25 protein-coding genes and 1 tRNA gene are annotated in these 26,646 nt (G+C 43.9%); 18 read left to right on the forward strand and 8 right to left on the reverse strand.

What is annotated here, in order from left to right:
* Nucleotides 1-76 precede the first annotated feature (76 nt).
* Entirely contained in the window at nt 77-1,144 is a 1,068-nt protein-coding gene (gene pepA / locus A3GW_RS0102525; RefSeq protein WP_018367753.1) for a glutamyl aminopeptidase, read from the reverse strand.
* Nucleotides 1,145-1,278: 134 nt separating this feature from the next.
* On the opposite strand from pepA, the gene A3GW_RS0102530 reads away from it, so the two are divergent.
* Both A3GW_RS0102530 and A3GW_RS0102535 read left to right on the forward strand, forming a co-directional pair.
* Nucleotides 1,279-1,851: a PepSY domain-containing protein gene (locus A3GW_RS0102530; RefSeq protein ID WP_018367754.1), complete on the forward strand. Its 573-nt coding sequence runs from the start codon at nt 1,279-1,281 to the stop codon at nt 1,849-1,851.
* 22 nt (nt 1,852-1,873) lie between these two features.
* Nucleotides 1,874-2,806: a DUF4299 family protein gene (locus tag A3GW_RS0102535; protein WP_018367755.1), complete on the forward strand. Its 933-nt coding sequence runs from the start codon at nt 1,874-1,876 to the stop codon at nt 2,804-2,806.
* Nucleotides 2,807-2,916: 110 nt separating this feature from the next.
* On the opposite strand, the gene A3GW_RS0102540 is transcribed toward A3GW_RS0102535, so the two are convergent.
* The 5 genes from A3GW_RS0102540 to nrdH form a co-directional block, all read right to left on the reverse strand.
* Complete coding sequence (locus A3GW_RS0102540) at nt 2,917-3,267, reverse strand: DUF3397 domain-containing protein (protein WP_018367756.1); 351 nt, start codon at nt 3,265-3,267, stop codon at nt 2,917-2,919.
* Between the two features lie 683 nt (nt 3,268-3,950).
* Nucleotides 3,951-4,910, reverse strand: a complete 960-nt coding sequence (gene nrdF / locus A3GW_RS0102545; RefSeq protein WP_018367757.1) for a class 1b ribonucleoside-diphosphate reductase subunit beta — start codon at nt 4,908-4,910, stop codon at nt 3,951-3,953.
* Nucleotides 4,911-5,015: 105 nt separating this feature from the next.
* The gene (gene nrdE, locus A3GW_RS10695; protein ID WP_018367758.1) at nt 5,016-7,175 is read right to left on the reverse strand and encodes a class 1b ribonucleoside-diphosphate reductase subunit alpha; all 2,160 of its coding nucleotides are present in this window, start codon (nt 7,173-7,175) and stop codon (nt 5,016-5,018) included.
* Nucleotides 7,165-7,524 carry a class Ib ribonucleoside-diphosphate reductase assembly flavoprotein NrdI gene (gene nrdI / locus A3GW_RS0102560; protein WP_018367759.1) on the reverse strand — a complete coding sequence of 120 codons (360 nt, stop codon included), beginning with the start codon at nt 7,522-7,524 and terminating at the stop codon, nt 7,165-7,167. Before nrdI ends, nrdE begins: the two co-directional genes overlap by 11 nt.
* A gap of 1 nt (nt 7,525) precedes the next feature.
* The gene (gene nrdH / locus A3GW_RS0102565; protein ID WP_018367760.1) at nt 7,526-7,750 is read right to left on the reverse strand and encodes a glutaredoxin-like protein NrdH; all 225 of its coding nucleotides are present in this window, start codon (nt 7,748-7,750) and stop codon (nt 7,526-7,528) included.
* Between the two features lie 211 nt (nt 7,751-7,961).
* On the opposite strand from nrdH, the gene A3GW_RS0102570 reads away from it, so the two are divergent.
* From A3GW_RS0102570 to A3GW_RS0102645, 14 genes are all read left to right on the forward strand, one after another.
* Nucleotides 7,962-8,032, forward strand: a tRNA-Thr gene (locus A3GW_RS0102570).
* A 58-nt stretch (nt 8,033-8,090) separates the two neighbouring features.
* Nucleotides 8,091-8,342: a DUF1912 family protein gene (locus A3GW_RS0102575; protein ID WP_018367761.1), complete on the forward strand. Its 252-nt coding sequence runs from the start codon at nt 8,091-8,093 to the stop codon at nt 8,340-8,342.
* A gap of 124 nt (nt 8,343-8,466) precedes the next feature.
* On the forward strand, nt 8,467-8,892 hold the full coding sequence (gene rplK, locus A3GW_RS0102580) for a 50S ribosomal protein L11 (protein WP_018367762.1): 426 nt from the start codon (nt 8,467-8,469) through the stop codon (nt 8,890-8,892).
* A 56-nt stretch (nt 8,893-8,948) separates the two neighbouring features.
* Nucleotides 8,949-9,638, forward strand: a complete 690-nt coding sequence (gene rplA, locus A3GW_RS0102585) for a 50S ribosomal protein L1 (protein WP_018367763.1) — start codon at nt 8,949-8,951, stop codon at nt 9,636-9,638.
* Nucleotides 9,639-9,955: 317 nt separating this feature from the next.
* Nucleotides 9,956-16,015: an exo-alpha-sialidase gene (locus A3GW_RS11930; RefSeq protein WP_018367765.1), complete on the forward strand. Its 6,060-nt coding sequence runs from the start codon at nt 9,956-9,958 to the stop codon at nt 16,013-16,015.
* 78 nt (nt 16,016-16,093) lie between these two features.
* Nucleotides 16,094-16,717 carry a helix-hairpin-helix domain-containing protein gene (locus A3GW_RS0102600; protein WP_018367766.1) on the forward strand — a complete coding sequence of 208 codons (624 nt, stop codon included), beginning with the start codon at nt 16,094-16,096 and terminating at the stop codon, nt 16,715-16,717.
* On the forward strand, nt 16,710-18,935 hold the full coding sequence (locus A3GW_RS0102605; RefSeq protein WP_018367767.1) for a DNA internalization-related competence protein ComEC/Rec2: 2,226 nt from the start codon (nt 16,710-16,712) through the stop codon (nt 18,933-18,935). The genes A3GW_RS0102600 and A3GW_RS0102605 overlap by 8 nt, the downstream gene beginning before the upstream one ends.
* A 150-nt stretch (nt 18,936-19,085) precedes the next feature.
* Nucleotides 19,086-19,727 carry a Maf family protein gene (locus A3GW_RS0102615; protein WP_018367768.1) on the forward strand — a complete coding sequence of 214 codons (642 nt, stop codon included), beginning with the start codon at nt 19,086-19,088 and terminating at the stop codon, nt 19,725-19,727.
* Nucleotides 19,728-19,821: 94 nt separating this feature from the next.
* The gene (locus A3GW_RS0102620; RefSeq protein WP_018367769.1) at nt 19,822-20,142 is read left to right on the forward strand and encodes a hypothetical protein; all 321 of its coding nucleotides are present in this window, start codon (nt 19,822-19,824) and stop codon (nt 20,140-20,142) included.
* A gap of 165 nt (nt 20,143-20,307) precedes the next feature.
* On the forward strand, nt 20,308-21,618 hold the full coding sequence (locus A3GW_RS0102625; protein WP_419757096.1) for a serine hydrolase: 1,311 nt from the start codon (nt 20,308-20,310) through the stop codon (nt 21,616-21,618).
* A gap of 181 nt (nt 21,619-21,799) precedes the next feature.
* Complete coding sequence (hprK, locus tag A3GW_RS0102630) at nt 21,800-22,729, forward strand: HPr(Ser) kinase/phosphatase (RefSeq protein ID WP_018367771.1); 930 nt, start codon at nt 21,800-21,802, stop codon at nt 22,727-22,729.
* Nucleotides 22,726-23,505 (forward strand): prolipoprotein diacylglyceryl transferase, encoded by a 780-nt coding sequence (gene lgt / locus A3GW_RS0102635; protein ID WP_018367772.1) that lies wholly within the window; start codon nt 22,726-22,728, stop codon nt 23,503-23,505. Before hprK ends, lgt begins: the two co-directional genes overlap by 4 nt.
* 11 nt (nt 23,506-23,516) lie before the next feature.
* Nucleotides 23,517-23,909 carry a DUF948 domain-containing protein gene (locus tag A3GW_RS0102640; RefSeq protein ID WP_018367773.1) on the forward strand — a complete coding sequence of 131 codons (393 nt, stop codon included), beginning with the start codon at nt 23,517-23,519 and terminating at the stop codon, nt 23,907-23,909.
* The gene (locus A3GW_RS0102645; protein WP_018367774.1) at nt 23,909-24,199 is read left to right on the forward strand and encodes a YtxH domain-containing protein; all 291 of its coding nucleotides are present in this window, start codon (nt 23,909-23,911) and stop codon (nt 24,197-24,199) included. Before A3GW_RS0102640 ends, A3GW_RS0102645 begins: the two co-directional genes overlap by 1 nt.
* A gap of 33 nt (nt 24,200-24,232) precedes the next feature.
* Here the strand turns inward: A3GW_RS0102645 and A3GW_RS10705 are convergent, their stop codons facing one another.
* Nucleotides 24,233-24,526 (reverse strand): DUF3270 family protein, encoded by a 294-nt coding sequence (locus tag A3GW_RS10705; RefSeq protein WP_018367775.1) that lies wholly within the window; start codon nt 24,524-24,526, stop codon nt 24,233-24,235.
* A 216-nt stretch (nt 24,527-24,742) separates the two neighbouring features.
* Here A3GW_RS10705 and pepT point away from each other — a divergent pair, with 216 nt between their 5' ends.
* A complete protein-coding gene (pepT, locus tag A3GW_RS0102655; RefSeq protein ID WP_018367776.1) occupies nt 24,743-25,969 on the forward strand; it encodes a peptidase T in 1,227 nt (408 codons plus the stop codon).
* Between the two features lie 3 nt (nt 25,970-25,972).
* Nucleotides 25,973-26,464 (forward strand): EbsA family protein, encoded by a 492-nt coding sequence (locus A3GW_RS0102660; RefSeq protein WP_018367777.1) that lies wholly within the window; start codon nt 25,973-25,975, stop codon nt 26,462-26,464.
* Here the strand turns inward: A3GW_RS0102660 and A3GW_RS11365 are convergent.
* Nucleotides 26,450-26,644, reverse strand: coding sequence for a ferredoxin (locus A3GW_RS11365; RefSeq protein ID WP_083907102.1), 195 nt, complete (start codon nt 26,642-26,644; stop codon nt 26,450-26,452). The genes A3GW_RS0102660 and A3GW_RS11365 overlap by 15 nt on opposite strands.
* Between the last annotated feature and the right edge of the window lie 2 nt (nt 26,645-26,646).

A 26,646-nucleotide genomic window follows, 5' to 3' on the forward strand; every position in this document is an offset into this window, starting at 1 on the left:
GAGGCTGGGACTTTTCTGTCCTAGGCTCTTCTTTTGTATGTTGGATTATATAGATGACATCTTAGCAGGATGTTACTCAATAATTTCCAATAATCGTATCTACTGTTGAGCGGTCAAGGGTTTTGACCAGGGCTTGGAGGAAGTTTTGGGCTTCTAGGAAATCATCAAGGGCATAGAGAGTCTGATGGGAATGGATGTACCTGGCGCAAACGCCGATCGTTGTTGAAGGGACACCGCCGTTTTTCAGATGCGCAGCCCCTGCATCTGTACCGCCCTTGCCACAGTAATATTGGTACTTGATGCCATGGCGTTCAGCGGTGTCTAAGAGGAAATCCTTCATAGCTGGGAGCATGATATGTCCAGGGTCATAAAAGCGAATTAAGGTACCATCGCCAATCTTGCCTTGGTCACCGTAAACGTCTCCAGCAGGTGAGCAGTCCACTGCTAGGAAAATATCTGGGTTAAACTTAGTGGTTGAGACATGGGCACCACGTAGGCCGACCTCTTCTTGGACATTAGCTCCTGCGATAAGGGTGTTTGGTAGTGGGGTATCCTTGAGACTGTCAAGAAGCTCAGTGACCATTAGGACACCGTAGCGATTGTCCCAGGCTTTTGAAATGATTTGTTTGCCATTGGCAGTCAAGATGGTCTCGCTATCAGGAACGATGACATCACCTGGACGAACGCCAAAGTGCTCTGCCTCGGCTTTATCTGTAAATCCTGCATCAAAAATGATGTCACCGACCGCAGGCAGAGAAGCTCCGCCATTGCCCCGTGTCAGATGAGGCGGTACAGAACCTGAGATAATGGGATAGGTACGACCGTCGCGGGTATGGAGGGTGAAGCGCTGAGCTGAGACCACGAGCGGACTCCAGCCACCTAGCTCCACGACGCGGAAGGTACCATCGGGTTTGATGCTACTAATCATGAAGCCAACCTCGTCCATATGGCCAGCGACCAAGACACGAGGAGCATTTTCAAGCTTGCTCTCTCTGAGGCCGAAAATACCACCTAGACCGTCTGTTTCAATGCGGTCAACGTTGGGGGTTATCGCCTCACGAATAAAGTGACGAATATCCTGTTCAAAGCCAGATGTGCCTTTAAGTTCGGTTACGGTTTTAATCTTAGTGAATAAGTCAGTCATAAGTACTCCTTTTCTATCTATCCATTATACCAAAAAACAAGGCGTGAGTAAAAGTGCTTGACAATCAGAAACCTTTTTATCGCCTTTTTAAGCCAAATAGTATAAAATGGATGGTAGGGAAAGGAATAAAAACCATGAGAAAAATTCAAACGTTAGTAGTATTAGGGACATCGTTCCTTACTCTTGCTGCTTGTACTAACAACCAACCATCAACAACAAATACAATGTCATCTTCATCTGCTAGCTCTTCGTCTCAGGTATCAAGCACTGCTCAGATTAGTCAAGATCAAGCTAAATTGATTGCATTTGATGCTGCAATGGTAAAAGAAGGAGATGTCAGCAATCTGACAATTAGAGAAGATTTGGAGCTGGGGCAAAAGGTTTATGAGATTGCCTTTGTTTCAGGCAATAGAGATTATAGTTACACAGTTAAAGCGAGCGATGGCAGTATCTTAGAAAGAGAAAATGAGCCTGCAGATGCAACTGTAGCTACTGAATTAACGCCTGAGCAAGCTAAAGAAACTGCGTTGCAGGATGCAGGTTTAACCGAACAAGAGGTGACTAACTTGACTGTTACCCAAGATACAGAAGGGATGGCCGTTGTCTTTGATGTTGATTTTGATTACAATGGTATGGAGTACAGCTACACCATTGATGCGACAACGGGTCAGGTAATCAGTCAGGAGACGGAGCTGACAGCTTCTTAAAAAACTTGGAAAGGTAAGAGTCATGCCAATATTTACCATAAAAAATGCCAAAAAGTTTTTTACTCCTCTGCCTGTTTTAACGGTTCAGGAATGCTTGGAGCTCCTACCGAACTTAGCGCAGTACTCTTATGACGACTACCAAGAGGGTTTTAACCGCTCTGCGTTTTTGGCAGATACTTTGGTTAACGCTGGTGGGCTATGGTTAGGGATTCCTGGCAAGTCTGCCTCAGGTCATCGATTGCACTATGATCAAAAAGAACAAGCTTATAAGGTCTATGTTGATCACTTTGCCTTGCCTGCTGATTGGGAGTTGGCACTGGCCTACATTAAACGCTTGTCACAACATCTAAAAAAACCAATCATCACTGATGACGGGCAAAAGTTTTCCAGTGAGAACATCGAAGACTTTCCGTACACTCCTATTTTAGAAGGTAACTTGATAGGCTTATGTCAGGTCGCTCGACAGGAGGAGCAGGTGCTCTATTACTTGAAACGTCCTTTAGTGATTGGTCGGAAAATGGCAGAGCGATTAATCTATATGGGTAAGCCAATACTCTCAACTTATGAAGAAGTTGTTTTAGCGGCGCAATACCCAGAAGCTCATATCCATGAACAGACCTTCCATCTGACTAACGATCAACAGACGATTTACGGTAATTATTCTATCGGAGAGGAATTGGCGGTTGTTTTGCCACGACGTCCCTTTGTTGAACGTCACAATGAGACACATCTGGTGGGACATCCACTTAGCCACTGGACCTTGTCGATTGTCTATAAAAGTGAGGACAGGAGTGACTGGGATTACCGTTTGGTTGGGACGTTCCCCTATCAAGATGTGATGGATCGATTGCTAGAATATCCTTATGAAGAACTAGATGATAATTTTATCATCACTAGTTCCCTGTCACGAGAGAACTTGCAAGCCATTATTGATCAGCTGACAGCAACGTCTTGATGGTGGTCATACAGTCTTAAATAATCACTGTCAAATCAATCATCATCAAAATGGTAAATCCTCTGCTCTAATTACATAGTAAACCGCCAGTTTATCTGGCGGTTTTGTTTTTATTTGAAAAAGATAAGAATAATCGTGAGTAAATAGCAGAAAACTGTCACAAAAAAGCCAATGCGCCAAAAAAGTTTGAAAAATCGTTTCACCAAAAATGTTTCTTGTTTGTTGAGCATGGCAGTACAAATAACAAGGGCTAAAATGGCCATAGCAGCTAAGTAGTGCGGAAGGAAACTATGAGTGAAGAAACGTTTGGAGACTTGGAAGATAGCAAAAGCGTAGAAAGGCAGACTGAGGTCTGCTAGATTGATTTTGAAGCGTTCCAGGCGGAACAATTTAACCAGCAGTTGGGCTAATATTGGCAAGGTAAACAGCCAAGCTAAGGCGAAGAGACGATAAATAATCATATGTTTATTGTAACGCTAAATCAATCAGATTTCAAGAGTAAACATAACATGTTCTTAAAGAGAGTGGTTCCTCAATCGGTTCTTGATTAGCAGTTGCTGTCTCCCCACCTGTCAAATGTCGAGGGTTGGGCTTAAATAGTCTCCAAATTATTTCGTGTCCACCTCCGGATGACTTCAACAGTCAGGGGAGTGACTGTTGAAGGTGTGAGCCTGAAAACCAGAAAGCGAGCAACAGCCAGGGGAGTGACTGTTGAAGGTGTGAGCCTGAAAACCAGAAAGCGAGCAACAGTCAGGGGAGTGACTGTTGAAGGTGTGAGCCTGAAAGTCAGAAAGCGAGCAAACAGTCAGGGGGGTGACTGTTTGAGGTTGGACATTTAGGGATCGTTGTTTCCTCCATTCGTTAGGACAGTTCAGCTGATAACATCAGTGTATTAGGGAGTAGGGTGCTTTTGCAACTCACAATGCCCCATCTTAAGGGGAACAGTTGAAGTGCTTAGCAGAGGCATTGGTACAAAGTACTGAATAATCTGTGCAGAAGAGATAACACTAAAACTGGCAAAGCGATAAGAGTTGTTCAAAACTATTACGCCTAATCTTGTTAATAATAAAAAGAGGAGACTAGGAATTCTGTCCTAGCCCCCTTTGTGTCTAAGGGTAAAATCTTGGTGCGAAAAAGTTATGGGCTACATTCCCATCGTATAATCATCATCTTGCATGGGCTCAACAGTTCCCAGCAGGTAGCCGTTACCGACTTGAGAGAAGAAGTCGTGGTTGCTGGTTCCTGTCGAAATACCATTCATGACGATAGGGTTAACATCGTTGGCGGTGTCTGGAAAGAGTGGGTCTTGTCCCAGATTCATCAGCGCCTTGTTGGCATTGTAACGAATAAAGGTCAGAACTTCCTCGGTCCAGCCGACACTGTCGTAGAGGTAACGGGTGTAGTTTTCCTCGTTTTCATAAAGGGTGTAGAGGAGGTCGTACATCCAGTCCTTGAGGGCAGCTTGCTCGTCTTCTGGTAATTCGTTAAAGCCTAGTTGGAACTTGTAGCCGATGTAGGTCCCGTGTACGCTCTCATCACGGATAATCAGCTTGATAATTTCCGCCACGTTAGGCAGTTTATTATTTCCCAGATAGTAAAGCGGGGTAAAGAAACCAGAGTAGAACAGGAAAGTTTCGAGGAAGACACTGGCGACTTTTTTCTCCAAAGGCTTGCCGTTTTTATAAATCTCGTTGATGATTTCAGCCTTCTTCTGGAGGTACTCGTTGGAGTTGGTCCAGTCGAAAATCTCCTCGATTTCGCTCTTGGTATTGAGGGTTGAAAAGATGGAAGAATAAGACTTGGCGTGAACGGATTCCATGAACTCAATGTTATTGAGGACAGCCTCTTCGTGAGGAGTTCGTGCATCTTTTTTAAGCTGAGCCATACCGCTTTCGGATTGCACCGTGTCAAGTAAGGTCAGCCCACCAAAAACCTTACCAACCAAGTCTTTTTCAGTGGCAGTAAGCTTTCTCCAGTCGTCTAAGTCGTTTGACAAAGGGATACGAGTATCCAGCCAAAACTGCTCAGTCAGTTTTTCCCAGGTGGATTTGTCCACCGCATCTTCGATAGCATTCCAGTTGATGGCGTTGTAGTAATTTGTCATGGGGATATCCTTTTTGAAAATCAATACGTCTATTATATCATAAAAGAGCCAAGTCGTTAAAAACTTGGCGACAAAAAATTAGATTTCGCAACAAGCAGTAGCGGATTAAATCACACAGCTCTCACATTGGTTGGACCCGACTTCCTCGCCGTCATCCGTAAAGGTGCGGATGTAGTAGATGGACTTGACGCCCTTGTTAAAGGCGTAGTTACGGAGAATGGACAAGTCGCGTGTGGTTTGCTTGGTCTCGGTCTTCCATTCGTAGAGTCCAAGAGGCATTTCGCTGCGAAGGAAGAGGGTCATGGATAAGCCTTGGTCAACGTGTTCGGTTGCTGCGGCATAGACATCAATCACCTTTCTCATGTCCATGTCGTAGGCAGAGGTGTAGTAAGGGATGGTGTCAGTCGCGAGTCCAGAAGCAGGGTAGTAAATCTTACCGATTTTCTTCTCTTGACGTTCCTCGATGCGTTGTGTAATCGGATGAATAGAAGCAGACACATCGTTGATGTAACTGATAGAGCCATTTGGCGCAACGGCCAGGCGGTTTTGATGGTAAAGCCCATGTTCTTGAACAGCTTCACGGAGCTTAGCCCAGTCCTCTCCGGTCGGAATAAAGTGACCAGCAAAGAGGGTTTTCACTTGCTCAGACTGCGGTTGATATTGCCCCGTCACATACTTGTCAAAGTATGTCCCATCAGCGTATTTTGACTTTTCAAAACCGACAAAGCTAGTGCCACGCTCACGGGCGATGTTGTTAGATTCCACCAAGGTCCAGTAGTTGAGAAGCATGAAGTAAATGTCTGTAAACTCAATAGACTCTGGACTACCGTAGTGCATGTGATGACGAGCAAAGTAGGAATGCAGTCCCATAGCCCCCAGACCGATGGTGTGAGCCTGTTCGTTACCGTTCTTGATGGTTGGGACGGCTTCAATGCTTGAGCTATCCGTAACAAAGGTCAAAGCCCTCGTCATTGCACGAACCGATTTGCCAAAATCAGGCGATGTCATCAGGTTGACGATGTTGGTCGAGCCCAAATTACAAGAAATATCTGTTCCAAGGGTTTCAAAGACCTGAGCATCATTGATGTGGCTGGTTTTTTGAACCTGTAAAATCTCAGAGCACAAATTACTCATGATAATCCGACCATCAATAGGATTGCTGCGGTTAGCCGTGTCAATATTGATGATGTAAGGGTAGCCAGATTCTTGTTGAAGTTTGGAAATCTCGGTCTCCAAATCACGCGCCTTAATCTTGGTCTTGGTGATGTTTGGATTGGCCACCAGCTCATCGTATTTCTCGGTGATGTTGATGTAGTTAAATGGCACACCGTACTCACGCTCAATAGAGTAAGGACTGAAGAGGTACATGTCCTCATTTTTACGAGCCAGCTCATAGAACTTATCTGGTACAGTCAACCCCAAAGATAGGGTTTTAACACGGATTTTCTCGTCCGCATTTTCCTTTTTCGTCGATAGGAAATTGATGATATCTGGGTGGAAAACATCCAGATAAACAACACCAGCCCCCTGACGTTGCCCTAACTGGTTGGAGTAGGAGAAGCTGTCTTCAAACAATTTCATGACCGGAACAACACCAGAAGCAGCTCCAGCGTAGCCCTTGATTGGCGCTCCAGCTTCGCGGAGGTTTGACAGAGAGATACCTACGCCCCCACCGATACGGGACAATTGCAGAGCAGAGTTGATGGAACGACCGATGGCGTTCATGTCGTCCGTCACTTGGATCAGAAAGCAAGACACCAGCTCCCCACGGCGACTACGACCAGCGTTGAGGAAAGATGGGGTTGCCGGCTGGTAACGCAGATGAATCATCTCGTCAGCCAAGGTGCGTGCTAGTTCCTCATCACCATTAGCGAAGTAAAGGGCGTTGAACAAAACCCGGTCCTCAAAGGATTCGAGATAAAACTCGCCGTCGTTGGTCTTTAAGGCATACTGTTGGTAGAACTTATAAGCTGCCATGAAAGACTGGAAGCGGAAGTTCGCATCCTTGAGCTGTTTTGCCAAACTTTCGATAAATTCAGGACTGTAGAGGCTGATAAATTCCTGTTCTAGGTAGTCTTCATCAAGCAAGAATTGCACCTTATCCACCATACTGGCAAAGGTTTTGGTGTTTGGGATAACATTCTCATTGAAGAAAGCGTCTAGGGCTTCTTTATCCTTATGAAGAGGGATTTGTCCGTTGACTGGACGGTTGATTTCGTTGTTGAGGCGGAAGTAAGACACATCGCCTAAATCTTTAAGACTCATGTTGTAAAATTCCTTTGACGTATTCGACATCGTCTGGCGTGCCGTTAAATTCTAATGTGTAAAGTAGGGGGACCTGATAAGTAGTGGCGTAACGCTTGGCCAGATGACAAAAGTCTGGACCAAAGTTACGGTTGCCAATACCAATAAGACCTTTGAGCTGTGCCTTGTGGTCATCTAAAAAATCATCAATATGATCCACACCATCCTCATAGGTTGGGCAGATAAGGATAAATTCCTCGTCTAGGGTGACCATGGTTGAAGGCGTCAGCTCCAGAGCTTGCTCAGCCATGTTCAACTTAGCGATAAAGCGTCTGGTTTGTCCCGTAATCGTGAAGAAAACGAGTTTCATCTTAAATTAACTCTTTAAGTTTGGCGGGCTGGAAGCCAGAGAAGACGATATCGCCAGCCTCGATCACAGGAGCGGAACTAAATCCTAAACTTTTGACGTAATCGATTTTTTCAGGTTGCTCCTCAATATTGATTTCCTCAAAATCCACACCATTTTCGGTTAAAAATTTTTTGGTCATCTTGCAGGGCATGCAGTTATTTTTGGTAAAAACAGTGATTTTAGCCATATCAATCTCCTTGAAAAGTAATACCCTCCAATCATACCAAAAAGACGAAAAAAACACAAGATATAGGGTTGATGTTTTTTTGAGAATACAATATATAGTGGGTGAGATGTTTGGGAAATGGCGGAGTTATTAGGGTTTTCAGCGCTTGAAAAATTTTTTAATAAAATCTCTTGTCAAAATAGTAAAGTTATAGTATGATAGATAGGTAGTCGCCGCTATAGTTAAATGGTATAATAGAGCAATGGTAATGCTCAGTTCCGAGTTCAATTCTCGGTGGTGGCAGAGAAGAGCTGGTCAGCGGACTGGCTCTATTTTTATTGTTGTAGGAGGAATTGTGGCAATGGCTGAACAATTTTTAACCGATTTTGAAGAATGGGTTCGCACTCAAGTGATGATAAATGATATGGCTATGGTTGAAACTAAAAAAGTGATAGAAGAAACGGGTGATGAGCGTGCGATGGATGCCTACATCCGTTATGAGAGTAAGCTAGATGCCTACAATTACATTTTAGGGAAATTCAGTAATTACCATCAGGGCAAGTCATTTCATGACCTACCAGACAATTTGTTAAATCAGCGCCATTACAAATAAAAAATGTGCGAAATACTTTACAAAGCTTTCATTTTTTGGTAAACTAGTCTGGTATGCTTGTCATACTTGTGGGAGGTAAAAATCTGTAATTACCGAGAGAACCACAATAGGAGGATTTTATATTATGGCTAAAAAAGTCGAAAAACTCGTTAAATTGCAAATCCCAGCGGGTAAAGCTACTCCAGCCCCACCAGTTGGTCCTGCGCTTGGTCAAGCCGGTATCAACATCATGGGATTCACTAAAGAGTTCAACGCTCGTACAGCTGATCAAGCTGGTATGATTATCCCAGTTGTTATCTCTGTGTATGAAGATAAATCATTTGATTTCATCTGTAAAACACCACCAGCTGCTGTTCTATTGAAGAAAGCTGCAGGTGTTGAAAAAGGTTCAGGTACACCAAACAAAACGAAAGTAGCAACAGTTACTCGTGCGCAAGTACAAGAAATTGCTGAAACTAAGATGCCTGACTTGAACGCTGCTAACCTTGAAGCTGCTATGCGTATGATTGAGGGTACTGCTCGTTCTATGGGATTCACTGTGACTGACTAATTTGTTTTAGGACAGTTTCCCGACCTTAATTATCAGACTTACAAGGAGAATAACAAATGGCTAAAAAAAGCAAACAACTGCGTGCTGCTCTTGAAAAAATCGACAGCACAAAAGCATACAGCGTTGAAGAAGCTGTGGCTTTGTCTAAAGAATTAAACTTCGCAAAATTTGATGCGTCTGTTGAAGTGGCTTACAACCTTAACATCGACGTTCGTAAAGCTGACCAACAAATCCGTGGGGCAATGGTATTGCCAAACGGTACTGGTAAAACTGCTCGTGTCTTGGTTTTCGCTCGTGGTGCGAAAGCTGAAGAAGCTAAAGCTGCTGGTGCAGACTTCGTTGGTGAAGATGACCTCGTTGCAAAAATCAACGGTGGTTGGTTGGACTTCGACGTGGTTATCGCAACACCAGATATGATGGCTGTTGTGGGTCGTCTTGGTCGTGTCCTTGGTCCACGTAACCTCATGCCAAACCCTAAAACAGGTACAGTAACCATGGATGTTGCTAAAGCTGTTGAAGAGTCTAAAGGTGGTAAAATCACTTACCGTGCGGACAAGGCTGGTATCGTTCAAGCTCTTGTTGGTAAAGTATCATTTGAAGCTGATAAACTCGTTGAAAACGTTAAAGCTTTCCACGACACAATCATCAAAGCTAAGCCAGCAACTGCCAAAGGGACTTATATCACTAGCTTGACCATCACCACAACTCAAGGTGTTGGTATCAAGATCGATACAAACTCACTTTAATGAAATGACAATAGTGCTCCATTTGGAGCGCTATTTTTTTGAACAAAATTGAACAAAAACAATAAGATAATATATATTTCTTTGATTTTTTTGAATAATTTTCAGTAAAAGGCTTCTTTAAAATAATCTGATAGATTGTCCTATCTGTCTTGAATTTAGCTCTCTTGAAGCGATTATTCTGCTCTAGATTAATGTAAATAGTAGGAAATAGTTTATAAATGTTCTATTAAGAATATTTATGTTGACAAAAGAGTTGAAAATTGCTAGAATGGTAAGTGACAAAAAAGAAAACGCTATCAATATAAAAGGAGCTGTTCATGAAAAAACTTTTTGATAAGCAAAATAAATACGGCATTCGTAAATTATCCATAGGTGTTTGCTCTGCTGTTATCGGTTTGAGCCTCTTGGGAGCACAGACGGCTTATGCGACAGAAGCCTCAGAGCCTTCTAATCAGCCAAATTCAGCTGGTGCAGCAACACCCGCAGTAGAAACGCCAGAACCTGTTATGGTCGATTCGGCTTACGCTGAGGCTAGCAGTAGCAAGGAAAATGCACCTGCAACAAATGCAGTGGATGCAGACATCAACACCTACTGGGAGAGTGCACCGACTGGAGATGGGCAAGCGACAACTCTAACAGTAAAAATGTCCGAAGTTGCAACGGTGGATAAAGTAACCTACACTCCTCGTCAAGTAACGACTCAGGATCCCTCTTCTCCAAACCCTAAACACCATGCAGGGTTATTAACTAAGGGGCAGATTGATTATAGTTTAAACGGAACAGATTGGGAGCCTGTCACACCAACTAGAATCGATGGTGATTCAACCGGTCGTGGCGTAGCGAATGCGGATAAAACCTTTAGTTTAGGGGCAAATAATAATACTCGTGTTATCAACTTCCAACCTGTTAAGGCTCAATACCTGCGACTAACTGCTTTGGAGTCTTGGGCAAATAATTTACCAGCTAAATCAGGTGTCGTCACTGCGGCTCAATTCATTCCATCTGGTGTTAAACCAATCGAAGAGACCCCTCAAGTTGAAGAAACACCGGAGGAGCCATCAAAGGAACCTGTTATTACGATTAACAATCAAGTGTTGGATGCTTCAAACGGTCAACGCTATGCCTTTGATGAAACGGTTAAACAAGCTCTTAAAACAGCTGACAGTGGAACCTTTTATATTGAATATCGTGTTCCAGAAAATGCAGGTTTCCATACCCTATTCAACGCTACCAGCGGCAGTGTTGACAACCAATACACAGCCCTCTATTCTAACGCAGGAACTGTAGCCATCGAGACCCGTGTGAGTGCCAATCAAGCCGATTACGCCCATCTCAATGGCGGAACTCAGAAAGTTAAGAATGGTGAGTGGAATGCGGTTGCCTTAACTTATGAGAAAGATAAAGCGACGAATCGGACAACAGTCAATATCTATGTCAATGGTGTTCACTCATTAACACATCAGTTGAACAGTCCTCTCTTTGCGGCCCTGCCTAATCTAGCTCATGCTCAAATCGGGGCTGCCCAGCGTGCCCAGCGCGGTAAAGTATGGGGAGTTGATGGTTTTGAAATTCGCGAAGCCAGTTTCTACAAGACAGCTTTAACGAGCGAAGACATTATCGCCAAATCTCAACCATTTACACGGACACCATATGAATTCCCACCACGTGATAATGAGACCCTAACAGATAAACTGCCTGTGTTTGAGGGTGGACGTAATGGTCAAAAAGGGCCTACTGGTTCAGGTTATTACCGGATCCCAGCCCTCTTGAAAACAGATGCAGGAACCCTGATTGCAGCGACTGATGAACGCTACAATACCTACGCCGACCAAGGAGACATTGCGACAGTTATCAGACGTAGTAACGACAACGGAAATACTTGGGAACCGATTATTCCGATTGTGAACTTGCGCAATAACCCGGCCGTTTCAAACGGTGCTGTTAACTCGCCTTTGACCATTGATGCTGGTCTGGTACAAGACCCAACCACCAAGCGCATCTATGCCTTTATGGACATGTTCCCAGAAGGTCGAGCTGTATTTGGTTTGCCACAAACAGTTGAAGCGCGTGAAGTTCAGTATTCAACTATTGATGGTAAAGCTTATTTAAACCTTTATACCGATGGTACAAACAAACCAACGCATACGGTTCGTGAAAATGGTGTTATCTATGATGCTCAAGGTCAAGCCACAGAATTTCGAGTTAATCTTGAGGATAACAGCCCAGCCTATGCTAACTTAGGTGATATTCGTCGGGATGGTCAGGATACCGTACTTGGCAACATCTATTTCCAAACCCATAAGGGCACCGAGGCACCTTTCCGTATCGCTAATGCCTCTTATGTTTGGTTATCTCATAGTGACGATGATGGCCGGACTTGGTCACGGCCACAGGACCTAACACCTATTTTGAAGAAAGATCATGTTAACTTCTTAGGAATCGGTCCTGGTACAGGTATTGCCTTACATACAGGTCCTCATAAGGGTCGCTTGATTGTGCCTGCTTATGCAACTAACTATGCTGGGGGATTAAGTGGTTCACAGTCTTCTATGGTCTTTTACTCTGACGACCATGGTCTGACTTGGAAGGCAGGAGAGACGGTCAATGATAATCGTCGTCTGGCTGATGGCACAGTCCTCAATCATGCGACGATGAATAATGGTCGTGAACAAAAGACAGAAGCGACGGTTGTTCAACTCAATAATGGTCAACTGAAGATGTTCATGCGGAGCATGACTGGTAAGGTCACTTCAGCAACCAGCTTAGACGGTGGCGCAACCTGGGAAAATGACATCGAAAGTCATGAAGATGTTAAAGATAATTACGTCCAACTGTCAGCTGTTCATCTTGTCCGTGATGGCAAAGAGTACGTTGTTCTAGCCAACTCAAATGGACCTGGCTGGGGGAATTCTAACCGCGACCGCATTGACGGGCATGTCCGTGTGGCTGAAGTTCAAGAAGGCGGTCAGATGAAGTGGCTGAACCATCGCTTGATTCAACCAGGTAAATTCGCCTATAACTCACTGCAACACCTGGGTGGGGATGAGTTTGGTATCCTTTATGAGCATGCTTCTGGTGATCAGAACGACTACACGCTTTATTTCCGAAAATTCAACTGGGATTTCTTGATTAATGAGGCACCAAAACTGCCGGATAATAATGTCGCTAGTGTTTCTTTTGCTGACGAGACAACAGCTCTTCTTACCTTTGAACGGTCTGTCCTACCGACAAATAATCCAGCTCTGCTATTGTCTAATGGTAATCTCGCTACCTTTATCGAGCAGCGTGATGGTAAAACGCTGGCTTATCGTATCCAGCCAACAGACAAGGGCAGAACGGTACTTGAGGTGGCTAGTGGCGACATCAGTAATGTCGATGGACATCGTGTCAATGTGGTGACCGTGCTTGGTGAAAACAGCAACCTAGCTAAAATCGACAATAAGGTCTTGAAAATAGTTGCTGGTGCTCCAGAAGCTTGGCAACCAGGTGCAGAGCCAGATAAACTTCTTGATGGCAATAAGGCAACCATTGCAGAGCTCAAGTGGGATATGGCTTCTAACCATATTGATGGTGTCTATCCGACAGACTGGCGCTTGCCACAATCAGTGACCATCAGCTCAAAAGATGGCGAACCAATTGATTTGACCAGCCTGCTCATCAGTAAGCGGACCAATGCAAATGGCACATTAACCAAGTATAAGGTAGCAGCTTTCCAAGGTGCTGAGACCGTCTATGAGTCTAACGATATTGCTGTGCCTTATGAACAAGCAGAAGTCAGCCATGAATTTGGTGAGGCAGGGATTAAAGCAGATCGCGTCGTTTTGACATTGTTGGAAGCTAAGTCAAGAGCGACAGGGGATCCGACACCAACCATGTTGACGTTAAGAGAGTTGGCACTCTTTGGACCACGTGTTGTCACGCGTGAACGTGTTGTGACAGAAGCTTTGCCATTTACTTCTGTTACTAAAGAAGATAACACCAAAGACCCCGGTTATCGCGAGATTGAGACTGCTGGTGTCAACGGCTCTGTTTCCAAACGCATTAAGGAAACTGTAGTCAATGGTCGAGTCATAGCTACTGAGGACATTCCAGGTTCTGTTGAGCGGATTGAGCCAACGACTGAGGTTATCGTTATTGGTACCAAGAAGACAGAGACACGTGAGCGTCGTGAAACAATTGTGATTGACTTTACGGTTGAACGTACAGAAGATGCAACTCTGGAAAAAGGTAAAGAAGAAACTGACCAAGAAGGCGTTAACGGCAGTCGTGTAGATGTTTATGAGGATATCTATGTCAATGATGTTTTAGTGACTAAGGGAACTAATCCAGTCCGTAGCGAAGATGAGATCCCTGCTCAATCTAAAAAGGTTCGCGTGGGGACAAAAGAGATTGTTCTGCCTGTTGTTACTGATGAACAAACAGGTGTTAAGGTAACAGTTCTGAGTAACCAGGACAACACTGTTGCTGCTCAAATCGAGAGTATTAGCGTTACTCACATGGAAACAGGAAATACTGAAACACCAAGCGTTCTCAGAGAAAAAGATTATGATCTTTTTGACATCGAGCTAGTTGACAAAGACGGTAAACCAGTTGAGTGGACAGGTGAAGCCAAAGTCACCTTGCCAGTTGATGAAGGTAAAGAAGTGGCTGAAGTATTTTACTTGCCAGTGGACGGACCAGCTGAACAGTTGAGCTTTGAAGTGGAGGATAACATTGTAACCTTTACGGCTAAACATTTCAGCCACTATGGTATTGTGTATAAGCAAAAACCAACGTCTACTGCACCTCAGATACCGGAACTTGATACTCCAGATCCAGAGCCAACTCCAGATCCAGAGCCAACTCCAGATCCAGAGCCAACTCCAGATCCAGAACCAACACCAGATCCAGAGCCAACTCCAGATCCAGAGCCAACTCCAGATCCAGAACCAACACCAGATCCAGAGCCAACTCCAGATCCAGAGCCAACTCCAAATCCAGAGCCAACTCCAAATCCAGAGCCAACTCCAGATCCAGAGCCGACTCCAGTTCCAGAGCCAACTCCAAATCCAGAACCAACTCCAGATCCAGAGCCAACTCCAGATCCAGAGCCAACTCCAGATCCAGAACAAAATCCAGTCACACCAGGCGATTCAGCTGATACAAACATGACCCCAGATAGTGACCAGGCTAATGGTGACAGCCAAGGCGACAACGTAGGTGTTGACACAGGCGCTGATCAAGGTGGTAGCACCGATACCAACACAGGCGCTGACCAAGGTGATAACACTGATACCAATGAGGGCGACAACTCGGGTACCGATGTAGATGGCAACACAGGTGGTGACCAAGGCGGTAACACAGGTGGTGACCAAGGTGATAACACAGGTGGTGACCAAGGTGATAACACTGATACCAACGAAGGTGGTAACGCCGGCGCTGATCAAGGCAGCAACACAGGTGGCGACCAAGGCGGAAACACAGGTGGAGATCAAGGCGACAACACCGCTGGTAATACACCAGTAGAGCCACTTACTGATACAGAGACGAAAGTTAAAGTTGAAGTTAAAAATAGCCAAGACGCTGAAATAGCTGCACAGATAAAAGGTGTTACTGTTGTCCATATTGAAACAGGAAACGCTGAAACACCACAAGCCCTCAAAGAAAAAGATTACGACCTCTTTGACATCGAGCTCGTTGACAAAGACGGTAAGATCCTTGAATGGGAAGGCGAGGCTACTGTTACTCTGCCAGTTGATGAAGGTAAAGAAGTGGCTGAAGTATTCTACTTACCGGCCGATGGACTACCTGAGTCTCTTGACTATAAAGTAGAGGATAATATTTTAACCTTCACTGCCAAGCACTTCAGTCAGTATGGTATTGTTTATAAGCCACAATCAACACCGGTTCCAGAAGCAACGCCAACACCAGATCCAGATCCAATACCGGATCCAAAACCAACACCGGATCCAGAACCGACGCCAAATCCAGACCCAGACCATGTTCCAACCCCTGGAACCCCTGGTCAAGGTGGGGACACACCAGACACTGGTAATACACCAGATAAACCTGTGGACAAGGCTAAGTTGGCGACTGATTTGCTCAAAGCAATCGATGCATCCAACTTGACTGACGAGCAAAAAGGCGAATTGGCTGTCAAGGTAGCATTTGCAGAAACCGAAGCTGAACTCGAAGCCATCAAGGCAGAAGTTGCTAAGCTTGTTAAAGCGACAAGCCGACCAGCTACAGCTCCTGCAGCTACAGCACCAGCCTCAGCGACAGTAGGTAAGAAGGGACTCCCTGCAACAGGCGATGCCCACACAGCTCTAGCCGCTGTCGGCGCAACAGCCCTCCTATCAGCCTTAGGCTTAGCTGGACTGAGAAGACGAGCTAGATAAGTTAACAAAAAAAGATTGGTTTTATGCCAATCTTTTTTGTTATTATTACGAATAGTTTTATAGAACAAGGAGGGAAAAATGGTTGAAGAATGGATTGAACGATTGAAGGAGCAGAGGACAACTCTGCTAATGGGGGGGATTATTGTAGCGTTGACAGGTGTGCTTGCCAGTCAAGCTTTTGCGAAACCCAGTCTGCCGAATGATTTTCCAGAGATTCAACAGGTTGAGGAGAAAAACGTCAAGAGTGACAGTATTGAGGAAGAAAGCTCAGAGTCTATCATGATTACAGTGGATGTCAAAGGGGCTGTTGTTAAGGAAGGGCTTTATGAACTACCGTCTGGTAGCCGTGTGAATGATGCTATTATGAAGGCAGGAGGGTTGACTGATTTGGCGGATAAAAAGTCTGTGAATTTAGCACAAAAACTAGCAGATGAGGCGGTGATTTATGTCGCTAGCCAAGGAGAAAATGTTTCAGTCGTCGCAACAGGCTCTGAAACAACCTCTACTCAAAAAATCAATCTGAATACCGCTGATGAGGCTCAGTTGCAAACCATCACAGGGATCGGCGCTAAAAAAGCTAAAGACATCATCACCCACCGTGAAACAGTAGGTCGTTTTTCAAGTGTAGATGATCTCAAGCAGGTTGCGGGTATTGGTCAAAAAACCATTGACAAGATTCGCTCGGAGATTACAGTTGATTAAGCGATTCCCACTGCCACCCATTCAGTTGGCTTATTTGAGTTTACTAGCTTACTTTACCGTTTACCGATTTCACTGGTCGCTTGTAGGCATCATATTGTTTAGTTTTTGGCGTTTGTGGAAAAATGGCAGAGCTATTTTTCTAAGAACCCTTCTTATCTTAAGCGTTCTTACAGGAGTGTTTGCTTATCGTCACCATCAAGCAAGGCGTGCAGACACTACCGCGCCAGCTCAGCTAACCAGTTTAGCACTCATACCAGATAGTCTACAGATTAACGGTGATCAGTTATCTTTTCGAGGGGAATCCGATGAACGAGTTTATCAGGTCTTCTATCAGCTAAAGACCCAGACAGAGCAAGAATTTTTCAAAACCTTGACTCAGCCTGTTCGCTTGACGGGCAGTTTTGAGCTATCAGAGGCTGAGGGTCAACGAAATTTTAAGGGCTTTGACTACCATTCTTATCTTGAGACACAAGGAATCTATCAGGTTGCTAAAGTTACATCGTTGGAAGAGGTTTCTCCGCGGTCGTTATCTGGTCTGGGTGATTATCTACGTTTGTTGAGACGACAGGCGCTGGTTTATATCTATGGTCATTTTCCTGACCCCATGACGCATTACATGACTGGTCTTTTATTCGGTCATTTGGATAAATCATTTGATGACATGACAGAGCTTTATTCTAGCCTTGGGATCATTCATTTATTTGCCTTGTCAGGGATGCAGGTGGATTTTTTTCTCGGCTGGTTTAGAAAAATCTTATTAAGATTAGGGTTGACAGTTCGCCAAGTTGATTTCTTGCAGGTGCCACTGTCCTTTTGCTATGCTGTCTTGACGGGTTTTCAGGTCTCCGTTTGTCGTAGCTTGTTGCAGTCCTTTTGGTCACGTTTAGGTGTAACAGGTATGGATAACCTTGGCTTAACGATGCTGAGCTTACTATGTTTAGTTCCAAATGCTTTTTTAACAGCTGGAGGTATTTTATCTTGTAGCTACGCTTTTGTTCTTTGCTTATTAACAATTAAGGAATTTACGGGGCTTAAACGGCAAGTTATTGAAGCTGTCGCGCTTGCTTTGGCTGTTTTGCCTATCTTGATGTTTTATTTTTCCAGTTTTCAACCCTTGTCTCTTGTGTTAACAGCTCTGTTATCACTGCTGTTTGATGGGCTCATGTTGCCTGCTCTTAGTTTGGCATTTCTTCTGTCACCAGTGGTAAATCTTAGTTTTCTTAATGTATTATTTGTCTTATTGGAACGCTTTTTAGTGTTTGTTGGCGATTGGGCTAGTCGGTCGTTGGTTCTTGGGAGTCCGAGTGTCTTTGTTTTACTAGGTCTGTTGCTGTGTCTCGGTTTGCTTTATGATTACCGTTACCGAAAAAAAGTTGTCCTTGTCCTAAGCTTGCTTTTAGCTCTGCTATTTTTCTTGACGAAACATCCTTTAGAAAACGAGGTGACTGTTGTCGATATTGGGCAAGGGGATAGCATTTTTCTGCGGGCTGCTTCGGGTCAGACCTTGCTGATTGACGTTGGCGGACGTGTTGAGTTTGAGGCTGGAGAGGATTGGCAGAAGCGGCAGACCACAAGCAATGCTAGTCGCACACTAATTCCGTATTTGAAAAGTCGCGGAGTTGGGCGTATTGACCAGCTGGTGCTAACCCACACCGATACGGATCATATCGGTGATATGGAGGAAGTGGCTAAAGAGTTTACAATTGGGGAGGTCTTGGTTAGTCAAGGGAGTCTGACGAATGCTGAATTTGTGAAGCGCCTGAGAGCCATGAATGTCCGTGTTCGGACAGTGACAGCTGGGGACAGATTGCCATTTATGGGGAGTCATTTGCAGGTGCTGTATCCATGGACGACAGGAGATGGTGGCAACAACGATTCACTGGTGCTTTATGGTCGCTTATTAGGCTTGAACTTTTTGTTTACAGGTGATTTGGAAGCAGGGGAATTAGAATTGATTAAACATTATCCCGATTTGCCTGTTGATGTCCTAAAAGCTGGCCACCATGGGTCGAAAGGTTCTTCCTATCCAGAGTTTTTGGTGCATACTAAGCCGAAGCTCGCCTTGATTTCGGCTGGTCGGAACAATCGCTATAAGCATCCTCACCAGGAAACGTTAGAGCGATTTGAACAACAACGAATCAAGGTCTATCGGACAGATACCCAAGGTGCTATTCGCTTTAGGGGATTGTTCAATTGGCAGATAGAGACTGTTAGGTAGATTTGCCTCTTTATGATACAATATAAAGGTACTTAATCGGCATGAAATGGGGCAATTCGGTACAGATGAGCAGGATAATTTTGACAGCTATCATGCCTGAGAGATGTCAGTTGTTGAATCATGCCATTGAAATGATGAAAAGAGAAGGCAATGAAAACAGTTATTGATTATGAAAAATATGGAGAGCTAACTGCGTTTAGTCAGGTGGTGCTCCTGTCTAATTCTCCTAGGCGACGTGACTTACTATCTTTTTTGAACCCAGAAATCGCTGGTGTTGAGGTTGATGAGCGCGCCATCGAAGATCACTATATGGCGGTCTATGCTAAAGAGGACTTTTTAACGCGAGCAGCAAAAACCTGCTGTGAGATTTCAAAGGCAAAGTCGGATAAGCTACTGGAAGATGGTAAACTGTACATTTCGGCAGATACTATTGTCCTGTCAGATGACAAAATTTTCAACAAGCCGAAAGATTTATCAGAAGCAGAGACGATGTTACGGTCTTATTTTGGCAAAAGTCACTATGTGGTGACCTCGGTCTGCCTGAGGACGACGACCTATCTGGATGTCTTTTATGCTGTGGCGAGACTTGACTTTGTTGACTATTATGACGGTTTGGATGAAGCGGTGCAGAGCTATGTGAGGGATAAGCGCCCCTTAGATAAATCTGGTGCTTATGGCATACAGGAGCTGGATCCGAGATTTGTTAAGGAAATTCATGGCAATCTTTATACCGTTATCGGTTTACCTGTTGCAGAGGTATCTGCTCGGCTATTTGCTCCAAAAACTCCTTAACTGGCAGTCACCCACTAAATAAAAAGTGGTTTATCTCATTGGGCTAATATGCTAAAATAAAGGCGAAAGATTTATTAAAAAAGGAGGACAAACGATGTCACATCACACACATGAGCACCATAATCACGAGCATGGCGCGAACTGTGGGCATGCAGCAATTGCTCATGGCGACCATGTTGATTATCTACATGACGGACACATTCATTATGAGCATGAGGGGCATTGGGATGAAGCGACAGTTGTTGCGATCATAGAACACACTGTGCATGCTGACCATGACCACGAACATGGCGAGGGCTGTGGTCATGAAGCGGTTGTCCACGACGATCATATCGACTATGTCCACGATGGTCACTTGCACCATAAGCATGACGACCACTGGGACGAATGCACGGTTAGTCATGAAGTTAGCTAGCGGTATCCGTTGTTCTAAGAGCAAATAGTTGAGGAAAAATTGGGGGAAGTTTTAAAAAAGCAGGTGTCACATAACGTATGATGATATCTGCTTTTTCTGATTTAAGTTGGAAAAAAAGAGATATTATGGTATAATAACTAACAATTCTTATGCGGGCAAGGAGAAGTGAACTTGAAATACTTGAAATGGCTTAGTTTGTGGGTGTTTCCTTTACTAATGACGATGACTGTTTCTGCCAATGACGACTTGGTAAAAATGGCACAGGATTTAGGTTACCCGGCAACATCTGCTATTGCACCCAAGGGAGCGATTGTTATTGAAGCGGATACGGGTCAGATTATCTGGGGTCATGACATTGATTTGCAGAGCGATCCTGCGAGTACGACTAAAACGATGGTCATTTACCTTACAATGGAAGCGATAAAATCAGGTCAAATCTCTTTGGATACTGAGGTTGTAGCGACTGAAACGGACCAAGCGATTTCAAAAATTTTTGAGTTATCAAATAATAAAATAGTTGCGGGAGTGACCTATACGGTTCGGGAGTTGCTGACCATGACGGTTGTACCATCGTCAAATGTTGCAACCCTGATGTTGGCGCATTTAATTCATGATGGAACAGATGCCAGCTTTATCGAGCGAATGAACGCTACTGCTCAGGAGTTGGGAATGACCAATACGGTCTTCTATAATGGCACCGGTGCAGATATTATCTCATTCAAGGGTTATTATGCGCCAGAAGGATATGACCCTGTACGCTATAATCTAACAACTGTCAAAGATTTAGCGATTTTAGCGCGAGCTTTATTGACCAAACACCCAGACATATTGGCATTTACCAACAGTGCTGAAGTAACTGTCAAAACTGGAACGCCTTATCAAGAGACCTTTAAAACCTACAATCATTCTTTACCAGGAGCTAGTCTGGCTTTTGAGGGAGTTGACGGCCTGAAAACAGGTTCCAGCCCAACTGCGGGTTACAATGCAATTGTCACTGCTAAACAAGGTGAACGACGTTTGATTGCCGTTGTGATGGGAGCAAGCAAGTGGGGGGATCCAGATGGGGAGCATGTGAGACATTACTTTGTTAATGCGCTCTTAAATCACGGCTTCAAAGACTACGAAAAGAAAACCGTTCTGCCATCAGGAAGACAAGAAATAGAAGGAAAACCGTATCAAGTGCAGAAGCCCTTGGTGGTCACCCTAAAAAAAGCATCACCTCAACCAACTCTGGTCATTGACCATCAGCAGGCCACTGTAGCAGGTATTGCTGGTCTAACAGAAAGTATTGCCGTACCTATTGAGGAGGTCATCTCTTTATCGACAGAAAATAGCTCGAGCTCAGAACCTCCTATCAAAAAAGAAGCTGACGAGTGGGCGGCATATTTGAAAGTCATCGCTCTCGTGATTATTGTGATGATTGTAGTGGTGCTAGGGCTGATTATCCATGAAATAAAAAAACACCGTCATTCCTAAGTTGGGTTAGGTCGTTTGAACACAAAGAAAGCAACAAATTGAGTCTATTATCAACTTACACAGTTCAGAGCAGGAAAGGCTGTCAACTTACTAGGTGAGCAGCCTTTCTTGCTTTTTTGTTTTACCGTAAAATCATGCATGTTTTGTGAATTTGTGGTAAAATGATAGAAAAGGAGAAAAAATGACAGTAACAGTAAAAATGTTAGCCGATAAGGTCAAGCTAAAGGTCATTTATGGAACGCCAGAATTATTGGAAAAAACCATTACGACAGCGGATATTTCGCGACCGGGTCTTGAGATGACAGGTTATTTCGATTACTATACCTCTGAGCGCGTGCAACTCATCGGTATGAAAGAATGGTCATACATGATGACCATGACCAGCCAAAACCGTTATGCCGTTTTGTGCCAGATGTTTCAACAAGAAACGCCAGCCCTTGTTGTGGCGCGTGATTTGGAAATTCCAAAGGAAATGCTACAAGCTGCTGAAGAAGAGGGCGTAGCTATTTTGCAAGGCAGAATGCCGACCAGTCGCTTGTCAGCCGTTATGTCATGGTATTTGGACACGTGCCTTGCAGAGCGGATTAGTGTTCACGGTGTGCTGATGGATATCTACGGCATGGGTGTTTTGATTCAAGGCGATAGCGGTATCGGGAAGAGCGAGACCGGGCTTGAATTGATTAAGCGAGGGCACCGTTTAATAGCTGACGATCGTGTGGATGTCTATGCCAAAGATGAGGAGACCTTGTGGGGAGAACCTGCGGAAATCCTTCGCCACATGCTAGAGATTAGAGGCGTTGGTATTATTGATATTATGAGCCTTTATGGTGCTAGTGCGGTTAAGGATTCTTCACAAGTTCAATTAGCTGTGTATTTAGAACAGTCTTCTGAAGTGGTCTTTGATCGTTTAGGCAATGGCAATGAAGACATTGAGCTTGCTGGCGTGAAGATTCCACGCGTGCGTATCCCTGTTAAAACAGGACGCAACGTTTCGGTGGTGGTTGAGGCAGCAGCGATGAACTATCGTGCAAAGCAGATGGGCTTTGATGCGACAAATACCTTTGAGGAACGCCTGACAGACCTGATTGCTAGAAATGGGGTGAACGCATGATTGATCCTATTGCAGTTGAGTTAGGTCCATTTAAAATCCATTGGTATGCGCTTTGTATCGTGACAGGACTCTTTCTTGCCATTTACCTTGCAAAAAAAGAAGCACCACGCAAAAAAATAAAGCCAGACGATGTGATTGACTTTATTTTAATAGCTTTTCCGCTGGCCATCCTTGGGGCTCGGCTGTACTATGTCATTTTTCAATGGCAGGATTACGCAGCTAACCCCGTCAAAATTTTCGCCATTTGGGAAGGTGGACTTGCCATTTATGGGGGACTGATTACTGGTGCGATTGCCCTCTTTGTTTACTCCTACTACCATTTAATCGAACCGCTTGATTTTTTAGACATCGCAGCTCCAGGTGTGATGATTGCTCAGTCTATTGGGCGTTGGGGCAATTTTATCAACCAAGAAGCTTACGGCAGTGCGGTTGATTCGTTGGCTTATCTGCCTGAATTTATCCAGAAGCAAATGTATATTGATGGTAGTTATCGTCAGCCCACCTTTCTTTATGAAAGCCTGTGGAATCTAGTTGGATTTATCCTTATCCTTATTTTGCGACGTCGCCCCCATCTACTTAGACAGGGTGAACCTACCTTCTTCTACCTGATTTGGTACGGCATAGGACGCTTTGTCATCGAAGGATTACGAACAGATAGTTTAATGTTCGCAGGTTTACGTGTGTCTCAATGGCTATCGGCCCTCCTAGTCATCGCAGGCTTTGCACTTGTTGTTTATCGTCGTTATAAACTTAACCCACCTTATTATCAAGAATAAAGGAGTATCTTATGGACTTAGTTGGAATCTCGTTACTTATTATTGCCATTGCTTTTGCTGCATTGGTTGTCTATCTCGTGATACTGTTGAAAAATGTCAATGAAACTGTTGGTGAAGTTCGCCAAACGGTCAAGCTCTTAACCAGTGACGTTGACACCACCCTTCACCATACCAATGCTTTACTAGCAAAGACGAATGTTTTAGTTGAAGATGTTAATGGGAAAATCAATACCATCGACCCAGTCTTTACAACTTTAGCAGATTTATCAGTCAGTGTGTCAGATTTAAATCAGCAGGCACGTAAATTAACTAGCAAAGCTAGCAACAGCAGTGCAAGCACATTTGGTAAGGTTGGCTCAGCAGCAGTTGTAGCTAGCAAATTATTCAAAGGGAGGAAAAAATAATGGGTAAATTATCTCGTAAAATCGGGCTAGGTCTGGTTCTTGGTGCCGCAGCTGGTCATTATCTGTCAACCGAAAAAGGTCAACAGCTAGTCATGAAAATAAAAAAAGGCATAGCCGCCTATCGTGAACAACCAGACTATTACCAAGAACAAGCCAAGGCTTTTGTTAGCGAACAAGTGGCTTATGTGAAAGAATTGGTCAAAGAAGAGTTTGGTGAGCCATCAGATGCCGAAATCCCTTCAGCAGATGCTGAGGATATCATCATCACCTATACTGACGAAGACTTATAACAAATAACTCACTCCTAGCATATTAGGAGTGAGTTATTTGTTATAGTGCTTAATAAGAAGTTCTTTGACGCTATAAACGGTCAATAAACTGCTCGCAATAGCAAGCGGTAAAGCAAAGAAGGCTGAGAGCTTAATCGCTAAGAAAAGGAAGGACAGCATAACCGTCAAGATGCAAAAAACTGACAGTTGAGCAAAAAATGCTAGTTCTTCAACATCAATATCACTGGTGTTAAGATTAAGTTCATCAAATGTTTGGAATTTTGGGGTTTCTTGGACGATGTAGTCGTTTAAAAGACTCTCATCAATTTGTCTCAAGGGACTAGCCATACTTGCCTCCTTTCTATCATTCTTCTATGTGCTTCTATCATAACATAAAAAAGATGACTTTTTTGTGACAAAAAGATTACAAAAGTTTCTTTTATGTTACAGATAAGAGACGAAAATAATTGTTGCTGTAAAATTATCATATATCGGTTAAAATTGGGAAATTTTTCCTATTTTTTGCTATAATTGTAGGAAAGAAGAAAAAGAAGAGGTAACACGATGACTTATCCGAATTTGTTGAACCGTTTCTTAGTTTATGTCAAAGAAAACACGCGTAGCAATCCTGCCAGCCAGACGACACCATCAAGTCAAAATCAGGTTGACTTTGCCCTAAATATTTTAAAACCTGAGATGGAGCGCATTGGTCTGACGGATGTTCATTATATTGAAGAAAACGGCTTTTTAATTGGAACTTTGCCAGCCAACGATCCAAGCTTCCCTTATAAGATTGGCTTCATCTCACACATGGACACTGCTGATTTCAATGCCGAAGGGGTAAACCCACAAATCATTGAAGATTATGATGGCGGTCATATTGAGCTGGGAACATCAGGTTATGTCTTATCCCCTGATGATTTTTCAAACTTGAATAAGTATCAGGGTCAAACGCTGATTACTACTGATGGTACAACCTTGCTGGGAGCTGATGATAAGGCAGGAATCGCTGAAATTATGACGGCTATGGAATACCTCATTGCTCATCCTGAGATTAAACACGGTGAGATTCGAGTGGGATTTGGTCCAGACGAAGAAATCGGTGTTGGTGCAGATAAGTTTGATGCGGCTGACTTTAATGTGGATTTTGCTTATACAGTGGATGGCGGGCCTCTTGGCGAATTACAATATGAGACCTTTAACGCAGCTGTAGCGGAGTTGACTTTCTTTGGTCGTAACGTTCATCCTGGCACAGCTAAAGATCAGATGATTAGCGCTCTTCAACTAGCGATTGATTTTCACAATCAGTTGCCTGAAAAAGACCGTGCCGAGCATACGGAAGGGCGTGAGGGCTTTATCCACTTGATGGATTTGTCAGGTAATGTCGAAGAAGCTAAAGCCACCTACATTATCCGAGATTTTGATGACGATGATTTTGACGATCGCAAGATGCTTGTAGACCGCATTGCTGACCATATGAACGTTTTCTTTGGTATGGAGCGCGTGGGTCTTGAGATTGAAGACCAATATTATAACATGAAGCGGATTATTGTCAGAGATATGACGCCGATTGAACTGGCTAAAAAAGCCATGGAAAAGCTGGATATCACTCCTATCATTGAACCAATTCGTGGTGGAACAGACGGTTCTAAAATTTCCTTCATGGGTATTCCGACACCGAACCTCTTTGCCGGTGGCGAGAACATGCATGGACGATTTGAGTATGTTAGTTTGCAAACCATGGAGAAGGCTGTTGATACCATTATCGGTATCGTCTCTCACAAGGATTAACGCATGATTAAAATTTTTGGCAAGGTGCGTTACCACTGGCAACCAGAGTTATCCTTAGCCATCATTTATTGGTCGCTGGCTTGGTTGCCAACCTTTTTCGCTCTTTCTTTGATTTATGAGCATAGCAGAGCGACGCATCTGATTTTTGGTGGTTTTTGGTTAACGGTTATCCTAACGATTTTTGGCTTTCATCGGTATTTTACTATCGGAGAGGATGGTTATCTTGGGATCACATCCCTCAATCCATTTACCAAGAAAAAAATACCGATTTCAGCCATTGAAAAGGTTGAAATTAGCAAGTATCGTGTGTCTTTACGCCTCACTGATCATCAAAAAAAGACCGTTTTCATGCGAAAATGGCCAAAAAAATATTTTTTAGATGCCTTGGCGATTCACCCAGCCTTCAACGGCGAAGTGGAATTACACGATAATTTGACCCGTCATGACTATTTCTGGGCTTATCGCAAAGATAAAAAACCTTCAGTCAAGGACTAACGCCTTGGTCGGGCAGGATTTAACAGCTAGTAGGGTATCGGGACTATCTGGAAGAACCTTAACGAGGTCGTCACTGTCGGCAAACTTTACAATACCATCGTCATGGTAATCAAAAACAGCAGAATAGGTTTGGCAAAGACCACAGGCGATGCATTTTTCAGGAATCAAAGATACTTTCATAG

The organism is Streptococcus entericus DSM 14446 (assembly GCF_000380025.1).
Lineage (GTDB): Bacteria > Bacillota > Bacilli > Lactobacillales > Streptococcaceae > Streptococcus > Streptococcus entericus.